We start from the raw sequence: 12,843 nt of genomic DNA on the forward strand, positions 1-12,843 counted from the left end.
CTCCGGTTAATCAAAGTCTTCCATAACCGTTAATGCCTCTGACAGTTTTTTCACACCAAATAACTGCATATTAGGTAATGGTTTTTTGGGTACATTCGCATAAGGGACAATCGCGCGTTTAAAACCATGTTTTGCTGCCTCAATGATCCGCTCTTGGCCACTCGGTACTGGACGGATTTCACCAGCCAAACCGACTTCACCAAAAACTACAACATCACGCGGCAGTGGACGATTACGGAAACTTGACACTAAAGAAAACAGCAAAGCAAGATCGGCACTCGTTTCCGTTACTTTAACGCCACCAACAACATTAACAAAAACATCTTGATCCGACATCTGTAATCCACCATGCCGATGCAAAATAGCCAGCAAAATTGCTAATCTATTTTGTTCTAAACCGACAGCAACCCGCCGTGGATTAGCTAACATTGAATAATCCACTAATGCCTGAATTTCCACCAGCAATGGGCGTGTTCCTTCCCAAACCACCATCACCGAACTGCCCGAAGTGATCTCTTCTGCCCGACTAAGAAAAATAGCAGAAGGATTATTGACTTCTTTTAACCCTTTTTCCGTCATGGCAAATACACCCAGTTCATTAACCGCACCAAATCGGTTTTTATGACTTCTTAAAGTACGAAATCGTGAGTCTGCTTCACCGTCAAGCATTATTGAACAGTCAATACAGTGTTCAAGCACTTTTGGGCCGGCCAAAGAACCATCTTTAGTCACATGCCCTACCATGATAATGGCGATCCCTCGTGTTTTAGCAAATCGGGTAAGATATGCGGCAGTTTCTCGCACTTGTGCCACACTACCCGGTGATGATTGTATATCCGTCATATGCATGACTTGAATAGAATCAATCACCATCAATTTTGGCTGTTCCTGCTCTGCTAGCAAACAAATTTGCTCAATACTGGTCTCAGATAGCATATTGAGATTATCGGACGGCAACCCTAATCGGTGAGCTCGCATCGCCACCTGCTGTAAAGACTCCTCACCGGTAACGTATAAAGTTTTCATTTGTGATGAAAGCCGACACATAGTTTGCAGCAGCAATGTACTTTTACCTGCACCTGGATTACCACCAATCAAGATTGCACTACCCGGTACTACTCCACCACCCAGCACGCGATCAAATTCTTTAAAATCGGTAGAAAAACGTGGCAATGCTTCTAAACTAATAGCAGACAATTTCTGTACTTGATTACCGCCAGCCCCGCCGGCATAACCATTAAAGCGTTCTGCTCGTGAGGAAGAACTGGCAGCTAACCTTACCTCTGTGATTGTATTCCAAGTATGACAAGCGATGCACTGGCCTTGCCAACGTGGATAATCTGCACCACATTCATTACAGACAAATGCTCTTTTTACTGCTTTTGCCACCGCCATTGCCTCTCTTATTTATGGTTCTAATAATTAACGTTCTTCATGCTTTAAACCACCACTTAACACACAAAGTACCCCCATCAAATCAGCATGTTGAATCGCTACTTTTGCTCTGGCCTGTACTTTAGGTTTCGCATGATAAGCAATACCCAGCCCCGCCTTACGGATCATTTTTACATCGTTGGCGCCATCACCAATAGCAACGGTTTGCTCGATTGGAATAGAGAATTGTCTGGCTAATTTTATCAAGGTTTGTGCTTTAACTTTTGCATCCACGATATTGCCATTCACTTTACCGGTCAATTTGTTATCTTTAATTTCTAGTTTGTTGGCTACCGCGGCGGTTAATTTTAATTTTTCCTTTAAATAATGAGTAAAAAAATTAAATCCACCTGAAACAATAACAACATGCCAATCAAACGCCTGCAATTTACGGACAAGACTCGTTAAACCTGGTGTCAGGGGCATATGCGCTAATACATTTTGCAAAATTTGGATGTCGGTGCCAGCAAGTAATTTTACTCGGGCTTTTAGACTTTCACTAAAATCAATTTCCCCTAGCATGGCGCGTTCAGTAATTTCAGCAACCTGCTTGCCAACTCCGGCCAAACGAGCAATTTCATCAATACATTCAATTTGAATCGCTGTTGAATCCATATCCATCACCAACAATCCTGGCGCACGTAAACGAGGAATATTACCCAGCGGTACAACATCTAAACTACATTCTTCAGCTATTTTCTTTATTTTTGCAGTTAAGCTACCTGCAATACGAACGACTTGATAATCATCAATTCGCCAAGAAGAAACAATGACAATAGCATTACCAGAGCGCTGTTGAAAGTGACTAATACGTTGTTTATTAAGCCCTCGCCCATAAAGCAACCAACCACTATCACCAGCCCGATAATCCAATGGCATAATTTCTTCACCACTCAATGAAAGTGGTAATCCAGGCCACTTTTGGATCTCATTAGGCAAATAACAATAGGTTAAACTGGTCGACATTAATTCATACTCCTGTAATCCAATTGCGACAATTAGCCAACAAAAAAATAACTTTTTAAACTACCCTATCATCTCAACCTCTGGCAATATGATAATGAACTAAGTTTAAAAGAGCCGATTATGATTAAAACGAAATTAAAGTTTCGATTACATAAAACCGTTATCATTTTAATTTGCTTCTCCTTACTGGTTATTCTAATCCAAGGAGTTACCTATTTTAGTCGTTCACATCAGCAAATCAGAATTGAGCAGTTTAAAGAACTAGTGGTTACCCTTGCTGAACAAGTCGCTTTTAGCTTATCCAATTATATTCAAAGTAATGGTAAGAGTTTTAATAATGAACAGATCCTTGCCATTCTTAATCAATTAACAATTAATGAACATATTCTTGATGCAAGCGTTTATCTTAATGATGGTACCCAAATTCAGCATGCGGGTGAAAAGGTTGCTTTACGAGAGCGGTTATCTCTTAATCAACCCTCATGCCACAACTATGTAAACTATCAATTGGTTGTTCCAATCTTTGATACAGAAAAACCAAAAGGTTTTTTACGTTTAACCATCGATACTCATCAATTCAGTATAGGATCTAAACAAATAGATAATATGGCTAATTTATTAAAGATTTTGTTATTGCTAGCACTCGCTATCGGTTTTATTCTGGCTAATATCTTATCAAGATCGATGCCAATAGGTTGGCTAAAATTATCATTTTTATCAACAAGCAATAGTCGCAATCAGCAAAAAAATAAAAATTACTAAAAAGAAAAAGCAGATTAAAATCTGCTTTTTTACTTGATTTAAATTTAATGATCTATTTTTTAATCCAGTAATAATACTGATTCTAACGCAATTTCAACCATCTCATTAAACGTCGTCTGCCGTTCTGCTGAAGTTGTCTTTTCACCAAGACGAATATGATCAGAAACGGTACAAATAGTTAGTGCTTTCACACCATACTCAACCGCTATGCTATACATACCAGCGGCTTCCATTTCTACACCCAAAATGCCATATTTTTCCATTGTATCAAAAACTTGCATTTGAGGTGAATAAAAAAGATCAGTAGAAAAAATATTACCTACCCGAACATTAATGTTCTTTGCTTTAGCCACGCTAACCGCATTATGTACCAAGTTATAATCCGCAATAGCAGCAAAATCATTATCATCAAACTTTAGTCGATTAACTTTAGAATCGGTACATGCGCCGAGGCCAATAATAATATCGCGTAATTTTACTTGAGGACTAATCGCCCCACAGGATCCAACTCGTATTATGGTTTTAACACCAAAATCAGTAATTAACTCTGTCATGTAAATTGAACAAGAGGGGATGCCCATTCCATGTCCCATCACAGAAATACTTCGGCCTCGGTAATTACCAGTAAAACCTAACATACCACGAACATCATTTACTTGATGGCTGTCAGTCAAAAAATTTTCTGCAATATGTTTTGCACGTAGCGGATCACCTGGCATCAAAACAATATCAGCAAAATCGCCCATCTCAGCATTAATATGTGCAGTGGCCATAAATAAATTTCCTTTTATTTCTTATCAATAATATCGGGAATATAAATGAATATTCCCCATCATACTTAAAATAGCGTTTTGCCATATGCCATTGGCGACAAACCAAAATATTGCGCAACGGTTTGACCAATATCAGCAAAGGTTTGTCGATGACCTAATGCCCCCGGTTTTACTTTCGGACCATAAATTAAAATAGGAATATTTTCTCGCGTATGATCAGTTCCTGGGCAGGTCGGGTCACAACCATGATCAGCGGTAATAATTAAAACATCATCATTTTTTATTAATTCCAACATTTCAGGTAAACGGCGATCAAGTAACTCAAGTCCAGCCGCATAACCAGCAACATCACGCCGATGTCCATAGGAAGAATCAAAATCAACAAAATTAGTAAATACGATAGTGTTGTCGGCGGCTTTTTTGATCTCTTCAAGGCTCGCTGCAAATAGTGCTTCAATGCCGGTCGCTTTTACTTGCTTAGTAATGCCTACATTGGCATAAATATCAGCAATTTTGCCAATTGAAACTACCTCGCCAGCTTTTTCTTCAACCAGTTTTTTCAAGACAGTTGGTGCCGGAGGTTCAACAGAATAATCCCGCCGATTACCTGTACGCTGAAAACAGCCCGCTTTATTGCCGATAAAAGGTCGAGCAATAACCCGCCCGATATTATAAGCGCCATCATCTAGCGTCTTTCTCGCTATCTCACAAAGCTGATAAAGATTTTTAACCCCAAAAGTCTCTTCATGGCAGGCTATCTGAAACACTGAATCGGCTGAAGTATAGAAAATAGGCTTACCTGTTTTCATATGCTCTTCACCTAATTGATCCAAGATCACGGTACCAGAAGAGTGGCAATTTCCCAGATAACCGGGCAAATTGGCTGCTTCAACTAGCTTATCCAATAATTGTTGCGGAAAACTATTTTTTTCCTGCGCAAAATATCCCCATTCAAATAAAACTGGTACCCCGGCAATCTCCCAATGACCTGATGGAGTATCTTTGCCGGAAGATAACTCACTGGCATAACCATAGGCAGCGATAATCTCAGCATCTTCATCCAGGCCGATTGGAAATGTCCCTGATGATCCTTCAGCAGCTTTTCCTAACCCTAAACGTGTTAAATTAGGCAAATAGAGTTTCCCTTTACGACCTTTATCCGCCTTCCCTTGTGCACAAGCGGCCGCAATATGCCCTAACGTATTCGCACCAGCATCGCCAAATCTATCAGCGTCAGGTGTAGCACCGATACCAAAAGAATCAAGAACCATAATAAATACACGTTTCATAACTACCCTTGGTTAGTTCAAATTCAATTAATTTATTATTAAACAAAGAATAATCCGAGTTCACAATAACTATTCACTGGCGCCAATAAATACAAAATATTCATCGATGCTACTATTTAAAAACTGCTTTATTAATGTTGATTTACACAGATTATTAAAATAGACATTTCCATTTTTTTGCCAACCAATAATTACTGAAACACGAAATAAAAAGATCAATAAAATTAATAGTCGCCAGCAAAATTATCTATTTGGCATCCTAATGTATTTAATAAACTAGACAATAAGCTTGATGCACCAAAACGAAAATGACGAATATCCGCCCACGTCTTTCCCATGATGCGATCGGCTAATGCCAAATATTGCGCCGCATCCTCTACTATGCGAACGCCACCTGCCACCTTACAACCCACCTGGTTAGCAACCCCTATATCTCGAATAACCTTAAGCATAATTTCAACATTCTCTAAGGTGGCATTTATCGCTACCTTACCCGTTGAAGTTTTAACAAAATCAGCGCCGGCAGTAATGGCAATTTCTGTCGCTTGACGAATAAGATCAGCCTGCTTTAATTCACCGGCTTCAATAATAACTTTCAGTAAAACACTACTCGTTCGGCAAATTTCTTTACACGCTTTAACCTGTTCAAAACCAATTTGCTTATTACCGGCTATTAAGGCTCGATAAGGAAAAACAACATCAACTTCGTCTGCTCCATAAGCAATAGCTGCTTGTGTTTCAGTCAATGCCATCGCGACATCCTGCCCGCCAAATGGAAAATTAGTTACGGTTGCAATTCGAATATTCGGGGTATTTTGTTCAGTTAAAATCTTACGTGCCAATGGAATAAAGCGTGGATAAATACATATCGCAGCGGTATTTCCTCGGGCGGTTTTTGCTTGATGGCATAATATCTTCACTTTTTCATCAGTATCGTCATCATTTAATAGGGTTAAATCCATCAAATTTAATGCGCGTTGCGCAGCAAGTTTTAATTCCATTATATAATTCTCTAAAACTAATGACATTATTGCTTCAGTGTTTAAACAACCGTTTAATTATATCAAGCTTATTGGGTTACATTGCCGCTAACGATAAAAAGAAGCCAGCAATAGTGGCACTCATCAAATTAGATAATGAACCGGCTAATACCGCTTTCAAACCCAATCGAGCAACATCTTTACGTCGATTTGGAGCAATCCCGCCTAAACCACCCAGTAATATAGCTACGGAAGCCAAATTAGCAAACCCACATAATGCAAAAGAGATTATGGCTTTAGTGTGCTCAGAAAGTACTTGCTTACCTGCGGCAATCACCTCGCTATCAGGTTTTAAGTATTCGCCAAAGTGCATATAAGCAACAAATTCATTGACCACTAACTTTTGTCCAATAAACGAACCGGCAATCGTCGCTTCATGCCAGGGTATACCAATCAAATAGGCAATTGGCGCAAAGATCCAACCTAAGATCAATTCTAATGATAAGCCTGGTATATAGATCCAGCCTCCAACCACCGCCAAAATGCCATTAAGCAAAGCGATTAATGCAACAAATGCCAGCAACATCGCACCGACATTTAAAGCAAGTTGCATACCGGAAGAGGCACCGGCGGCGGCGGCATCAATAATGTTAACTGGCCGCTCTTCGCCACTCGCCACACTGACCATATTAACAGCATCATGGGTTTTCTCTGTTTCCGGTACCATCAATTTGGCAAATAACAATCCCCCTGGTGCCGCCATAAAAGATGCTGCGATCAGATATTCCATTGGCACCCCCATTTGCGCATAGCCGGCCAATACTGAGCCAGCAACGGAAGCTAATCCACCACACATAACAGCAAATAGTTCAGAGTTAGTCATTGTGGCAATATAGGGTCTGACAACTAAAGGCGCCTCTGTATGGCCGACAAAAATATTAGCGGTTGCCGATAACGACTCGGTGCGTGAGGTACCTAATATCCATTGCAAAAGTCCACCTAATATTTTGATAAAAAACTGCATAATACCAAGATAATAAAGGACGGCGATTAATGAGGAGAAGAAAACAATGACCGGTAAAACACGTAAGGCAAAAATAAAACCACTACCGCCAAACAGTTCAAACATTTTATTGGAGACCAAACCACCAAAGATAAAATCCATGCCAACTTGTCCATAACCAATCACATTAGAGACTGCATCAGATACAGTTTCCAAAGTACGGCGGCCAGCTGGAACATAGAGAACAAATGCTCCCATAGTCATTTGAATAATAAAAGCACCAAATACGGTACGGAATTTAATTGCTCGACGGTTACTGGAAAAAATGATAGCGATAAAAATCAATACTACCATCCCTAGCAGGCTCATAATGAGTTGCATGAATAATATCCCTGTGTATTTTATTTCAAATGAAAAATTTCTATTGTTTAAAGAATAAACTGTCAGTTTAATGCGCAGACATTATAACGATTTCACATTAATAACTCGCAGTCCGTATCACAAATAATCATAACGAAAAATCACGAAAAAATAAATTTTGCGACACATATCACTTACGAAAAGCGATATTGCCAGCAAAAATTATCTAAATAGACACATAATTATAATTAAATAATTTATTAGTATGATTAATTAACTCATATTATGTCTGCCTTTTTTGATATTAAATAGTTGCAAACTATTATTATAAAGCTGCCCTGCAATTTCTTCTGTTGACTCTTGCCGAAGGTTACATAGTGCTTCAAAAACCAAACGTATTCTTTCCGGACGATTAATCTGCCCCTGAAATCCGGCTAATGGCATATCAGGCGCATCAGTTTCAAGTACTAATGACCTTAGCGGCAATTGCGCAACTACGGCCCGCGTTTTCTTAGCTAGCTCATAGGTGATTACACCACCAATACCGATAAAATAACCTAACTGGATAAAAGCATTTGCTTGCGATAAACTGCCCGAAAATCCATGAATAACTCCCTTTTTTGGCACATCAAATCGTCTTAATAAAGCAGCTAGCTGATCATGGCTTTTACGCGAATGTAGAATAACCGGTAACTCATATTGTTTAGCCAACTTTAATTGCTGGATCAGCAATGTTTGTTGTTGCTTAACCACAGCATTAGTAACAAAATAATCTAAGCCTATTTCACCAATAGCAACACATTTATTGCTGTTTTCCTGCAGTAATGCCACTAATTCAGTAAAATGCTCGGGTAAATAATTGGCAATATACAAAGGATGAAAGCCTAATGCAGCATATAAATGCGGATGTTGCGGTGCCAGTAAATATACTCGCTCTAAATTCTCAATACCCACTGACGGGATAATGATATCGGTCACGCGAACTTTTGCAGCATGCAAAAAGCTATCTTCAATATCATGGATAAAAGGAGGAAAATCAAAATGACAATGAGTGTCAACGAACATCAATGACTAATCCTTCATCACCTGATTTAGGGTCTTCATCTTGTTGATTCGAAATCACATCAGCTGACAAAGATGCTGAATTAACCACTTGATTATTTTCAATAGAATACGGGTAAGATACTAAATCATTAGCAGCAAAATAGTCACTTAAGCTAGTTAAAAAATAGCGGCCACATTGACGTCTAATATGATAATCACTATTTAAATTTGCAGCACGGCTACCTAATGCACAACTCATTAAAGGTTTCGGTGGATAAATTTCAAAAATTTGGATACCTGGCGGGGGCGCAGCAATAAATTTCTGGGTCTGTTGATAGCTTTTAATATGTACTTTGATCATCTTAGCCATCCGCCGTATATTGCGGTGTTCCAACCAGCGGGTCATCCTTTTTAACCATTCGGAGGTATAATAAATTCCCGAAGGAACTGTTCTAATCACTACAATTGTTTTTGCGCCACGGCGATAAGCTTCCTCAACAGGAATTGAAGCCGTTATACCACCATCATGATAAAGCTGGCCATTAAATACCGCCCCCTGGCGATAAAATCCGGGAATAGCACTTGACGCCCGAATAATATCTAACCAGCTATCTTGCGTGGGTTGAAAATATACCGGACTAAAATCTTCATAGCAACATGCACTAATTAAAAATTGACGTCCGCTATTTAAGCAAGACAATCCTTTAGAGAAATCAAGAGGTAATTCACGGGAAGTGATATCAATTAGCCAATCTAAATCAATCATATGGCCACCACGAATAAAACGTAATGGACTAAAAAACTGAGATTTAGTGGTATAATCAGTAATCACTTTACGGGCATAACCGCGTTGTTGACAAAGATAGGCCGATAAATTTTGCGCGCCGGCCGATGTCCCTACCATAATATCAAATGGATTGAAGCCAACACGGAGAAATTCATCCAATACACCTGCGGTAAAAATACCGCGCTGCCCACCCCCCTCACAGACTAATGCTATTTTGCCAAGAGCAGATGCATTATCGTCTAAGGTTAAAGGTTCAATATTCCCCAATGTGATTGGTATATATCTTCCCATATTGCTTTCCCCCTAAAACTGATAGTAGACCCTTAAAATGCAATCTGCTATTCAATATCTACTATTGTGTTTAATCCTGATATTTTTATCGCCTTAAAAGTTTGGGAGAAATAAATACAACAACTAAAAAAGTCATACCCCCCACTAATAACAAGTGAGGGTAATATAATAAAAAATCAATATGCAATTCATTAATGCTCACGGGTTTTACAGAACCGAATTTCAGGATATCGCTCGCTGGTTAGATTAAGATTTACCATCGTTGGCGCAATATAACTGAGGTTGTCACCACCATCTAAAGCTAGATTCTGTTCATTTTTCCGTTTGAATTCTTCTAATTTTTTCACATCATCACATTCGATCCAGCGTGCGGTTGACACATTTACCGGCTCATAAATAGCTTCAACGTTGTATTCACTCTTCAAACGTGCCACCACCACATCAAACTGAAGCACTCCTACAGCACCAACAATAAGATCATTATTGGCTAAAGGACGAAATACCTGGACAGCACCCTCTTCGGATAACTGAACTAACCCTTTAAGTAACTGTTTTTGTTTTAACGGATCACGTAAACGAATCCGTTTGAAGAGTTCGGGCGCAAAATTGGGAATACCGGTAAATTTTAACGCTTCTCCCTGGGTAAAGGTATCACCGATCTGAATAGTGCCATGATTGTGCAGGCCGATAATATCACCTGGAAACGCTTCTTCAACATGGGAGCGATCTCCCGCCATAAAAGTGAGTGCGTCTGAAATGACTACCTCTTTTTTGTTTCGTACCTGATAAAGTTTCATACCTTTTTGATAGCTACCAGACACAATGCGTAAAAAAGCCACCCGATCACGATGTTTTGGATCCATGTTAGCTTGTATTTTAAATACAAAACCCGAAAATTTCTCTTCTTGCGCATTAACAATACGACTATCAGCCTGGCGCGGCATCGGTGTTGGAGCCCAATTGACCAAACCATCTAACATATGATCAACACCAAAATTGCCCAAAGCGGTACCCAAAAAGACCGGTGTTAACTTGCCTTGCAAAAAAGCGTCTAAATTAAATTCATGAGAAGCCCCTTTTACTAACTCAAGCTCTTCACGTAGCTGAGCAGCAAAGTCATCACCAATGATTTTGTCCAATTCGGTATTATTTAATCCTTTAATAATAACGACTTCTTGAATAGTATGCCCTTGTCCACTTTGGTATAAAATGGTCTCATCACGGTAAAGATGATAAACGCCTTTAAATAACTTACCACAACCAACTGGCCATGTAATCGGGCTACAAGCAATACTTAATTCACTTTCAACCTCATCCATTAATTCCATTGGATCGCGAATATCACGATCTAATTTATTCATAAAGGTTAAAATAGGCGTATCACGCAGCCGGGTCACTTCCATCAATTTACGCGTACGATCTTCAACACCTTTAGCCGCATCAATGACCATCAAACAACAATCGACCGCCGTTAAAGTACGATAGGTATCTTCTGAAAAATCCTCATGTCCTGGCGTATCAAGCAAATTAATCAAACAATCCTGATAAGGAAATTGCATTACCGAAGTGGTAATCGAAATTCCCCGCTGCTTTTCCATTTCCATCCAGTCAGATTTTGCATGTTGATTCGAACCACGACCTTTCACTGTGCCTGCTTTTTGAATAGCTTGACCAAACAACAGCACTTTTTCTGTGATCGTGGTTTTCCCTGCATCAGGGTGAGAAATAATAGCAAAGGTTCTCCGTTGTGCTATTTTCTGACAAAAACTATTCTCTTTCATTATAACTACCCAGCACACACATCGTGATGTATAAAAATTGGCAAAAATTCTACACTGACAAAACCATTTTGAAAACAATTACCGACTAACTAAAAAATATTTTTTAGTTAGTCAGCGAAATTAAATATAAAAAAGATCAAAAAAATTATTTTTAGCCAGAAATAATTTATTTAATTAAAATACATCTTATCTTATAAATTTTGATCGATATAGGTATATATCCATACATACTAGAATAAATAGAGCTATAAATAAAAACTGGCTTTACAAAATAGGTTAAATATCAACATATTATTCTTATAAGATAGACGATTTATATTTAAAATATAACTTATAAAATAAGCGACTAATAATTTTATTACAATTGACTATTTTTTATTTTCACTGCATAAAATATTATAAACCTTTTTTTGCTAACATCTGTGCATGATTGACATAAATACTGGGTATATCATATTGATTTGAAACGACGCCAGCAATTTGGTTAACGATATCCAGATGATCCATATCATAATCATCACAGATTAATTTGCCTAATCGCATACTATAACGCCCAACAAGCCCATCATTTTCTTTTTCTCTAGAAAAAAAACTACTTAATTGCAACAATGAAGTATGACTAACATCAAATGCATTTATTCCCGAATTAATTAATGATTTTTTAATAAAACTACCGAATGAATAATAATGCACGCCATTAACAACTTCATCACCTTCACCTCGCCATTCTTTTGGCAAACCTTGTGGATATTTTTTATTAAATTCATTGACGACCTCTGTTGTCAATGAATTTAATGCTTCAACACCATCTTGCGGTTTTAATGTGCCTGAGGATATTAAAGAAATAAATGTGAAAAATATTTCAGCAGCGGTAACAACCACTGTTTCGGTTAATTTACCTGGTATCAATACTTTTCTAACAAGATCCGCTATTTCAGAACCATGATTAACACCATTCATCGAGGTTACTGAAGCAATACTGGCTGAATAGTTGGCAGCAACATAGCGTGCGAATAAAGCACCTTGACTATGAGCAATCAAGTTCACTTTCTCACAACCGATGTTTCGCTTGAGTTCCTCGATGTAGAGCCATAATTGCTCTCCATTTACTTCATTTGAATTAACGCCAGACAATATCGGTGAAAAGACATTATAGCCCTGTTTTTTCAATCGATTTTCAATAGCAAAAAAACATGGATAGCCAGCTATCTTATCAAAACCAAATAATCCGTGAACTAAAATAATAGGATATTTTGTCGGCATAATTTCTCCCTAGTAAGTTTATTAAATATTAAAAACAAATCCGACTACTTTAATAAGTAGTCATTAATTATAAAGTTGAGATTTTCACAATGGGATAATTGAAACTGATA

11 protein-coding genes are annotated in these 12,843 nt (G+C 38.3%); 1 reads left to right on the plus strand and 10 read right to left on the minus strand.

Annotated elements, in window-relative coordinates:
- Nucleotides 1–6: 6 nt before the first annotated feature.
- A complete protein-coding gene (gene radA / locus ArsFIN_RS16545; protein WP_026822488.1) occupies nucleotides 7–1,389 on the minus strand; it encodes a DNA repair protein RadA in 1,383 nt (460 codons plus the stop codon).
- 33 nt (nucleotides 1,390–1,422) lie between these two features.
- Nucleotides 1,423–2,400, minus strand: coding sequence for a phosphoserine phosphatase (gene serB, locus ArsFIN_RS16550; RefSeq protein WP_026822489.1), 978 nt, complete (start codon nucleotides 2,398–2,400; stop codon nucleotides 1,423–1,425).
- A 120-nt stretch (nucleotides 2,401–2,520) separates the two neighbouring features.
- Between serB and ArsFIN_RS16555 the strand changes: the two genes are divergently transcribed.
- Nucleotides 2,521–3,162 carry an AhpA/YtjB family protein gene (locus tag ArsFIN_RS16555; protein ID WP_026822490.1) on the plus strand — a complete coding sequence of 214 codons (642 nt, stop codon included), beginning with the start codon at nucleotides 2,521–2,523 and terminating at the stop codon, nucleotides 3,160–3,162.
- Nucleotides 3,163–3,221: 59 nt separating this feature from the next.
- Here ArsFIN_RS16555 and deoD read toward each other — a convergent pair whose 3' ends face one another.
- From deoD to ArsFIN_RS16595, 8 genes are all read right to left on the minus strand, one after another.
- Nucleotides 3,222–3,935, minus strand: coding sequence for a purine-nucleoside phosphorylase (gene deoD / locus ArsFIN_RS16560; protein WP_026822491.1), 714 nt, complete (start codon nucleotides 3,933–3,935; stop codon nucleotides 3,222–3,224).
- Nucleotides 3,936–4,000: 65 nt separating this feature from the next.
- The gene (gene deoB / locus ArsFIN_RS16565) at nucleotides 4,001–5,224 is read right to left on the minus strand and encodes a phosphopentomutase (protein WP_026822492.1); all 1,224 of its coding nucleotides are present in this window, start codon (nucleotides 5,222–5,224) and stop codon (nucleotides 4,001–4,003) included.
- A gap of 224 nt (nucleotides 5,225–5,448) precedes the next feature.
- The gene (deoC, locus tag ArsFIN_RS16570; RefSeq protein ID WP_407061993.1) at nucleotides 5,449–6,225 is read right to left on the minus strand and encodes a deoxyribose-phosphate aldolase; all 777 of its coding nucleotides are present in this window, start codon (nucleotides 6,223–6,225) and stop codon (nucleotides 5,449–5,451) included.
- Between the two features lie 76 nt (nucleotides 6,226–6,301).
- Nucleotides 6,302–7,588, minus strand: a complete 1,287-nt coding sequence (locus ArsFIN_RS16575; protein ID WP_026822494.1) for a NupC/NupG family nucleoside CNT transporter — start codon at nucleotides 7,586–7,588, stop codon at nucleotides 6,302–6,304.
- A gap of 252 nt (nucleotides 7,589–7,840) precedes the next feature.
- Nucleotides 7,841–8,632 (minus strand): TatD family hydrolase, encoded by a 792-nt coding sequence (locus ArsFIN_RS16580; protein WP_034249461.1) that lies wholly within the window; start codon nucleotides 8,630–8,632, stop codon nucleotides 7,841–7,843.
- Nucleotides 8,622–9,689, minus strand: a complete 1,068-nt coding sequence (locus ArsFIN_RS16585) for a patatin-like phospholipase family protein (RefSeq protein ID WP_051296985.1) — start codon at nucleotides 9,687–9,689, stop codon at nucleotides 8,622–8,624. Before ArsFIN_RS16585 ends, ArsFIN_RS16580 begins: the two co-directional genes overlap by 11 nt.
- A gap of 191 nt (nucleotides 9,690–9,880) precedes the next feature.
- A complete protein-coding gene (gene prfC, locus ArsFIN_RS16590; protein ID WP_034249462.1) occupies nucleotides 9,881–11,470 on the minus strand; it encodes a peptide chain release factor 3 in 1,590 nt (529 codons plus the stop codon).
- A gap of 396 nt (nucleotides 11,471–11,866) precedes the next feature.
- Nucleotides 11,867–12,733: a lipase family alpha/beta hydrolase gene (locus ArsFIN_RS16595; protein ID WP_026822497.1), complete on the minus strand. Its 867-nt coding sequence runs from the start codon at nucleotides 12,731–12,733 to the stop codon at nucleotides 11,867–11,869.
- Nucleotides 12,734–12,843: the final 110 nt, after the last annotated feature.

The sequence above is a fragment of the Arsenophonus nasoniae genome (assembly GCF_004768525.1).
Classification (GTDB): domain Bacteria; phylum Pseudomonadota; class Gammaproteobacteria; order Enterobacterales; family Enterobacteriaceae; genus Arsenophonus; species Arsenophonus nasoniae.

Bases quoted from the DNA above. Each gene is read 5' to 3' on its own strand.
- deoD (WP_026822491.1), bottom strand. From the start codon at position 3,935: ATGGCCACTGCACATATTAATGCTGAGATGGGCGATTTTGCTGATATT.
- ArsFIN_RS16580 (WP_034249461.1), bottom strand. From the start codon at position 8,632: ATGTTCGTTGACACTCATTGTCATTTTGATTTTCCTCCTTTTATCCAT.
- ArsFIN_RS16585 (WP_051296985.1), bottom strand. From the start codon at position 9,689: ATGGGAAGATATATACCAATCACATTGGGGAATATTGAACCTTTAACC.
- deoB (WP_026822492.1), bottom strand. From the start codon at position 5,224: ATGAAACGTGTATTTATTATGGTTCTTGATTCTTTTGGTATCGGTGCT.
- deoC (WP_407061993.1), bottom strand. From the start codon at position 6,225: ATGGAATTAAAACTTGCTGCGCAACGCGCATTAAATTTGATGGATTTA.
- ArsFIN_RS16595 (WP_026822497.1), bottom strand. From the start codon at position 12,733: ATGCCGACAAAATATCCTATTATTTTAGTTCACGGATTATTTGGTTTT.
- prfC (WP_034249462.1), bottom strand. From the start codon at position 11,470: ATGAAAGAGAATAGTTTTTGTCAGAAAATAGCACAACGGAGAACCTTT.
- ArsFIN_RS16575 (WP_026822494.1), bottom strand. From the start codon at position 7,588: ATGCAACTCATTATGAGCCTGCTAGGGATGGTAGTATTGATTTTTATC.
- serB (WP_026822489.1), bottom strand. From the start codon at position 2,400: ATGTCGACCAGTTTAACCTATTGTTATTTGCCTAATGAGATCCAAAAG.
- ArsFIN_RS16555 (WP_026822490.1), top strand. From the start codon at position 2,521: ATGATTAAAACGAAATTAAAGTTTCGATTACATAAAACCGTTATCATT.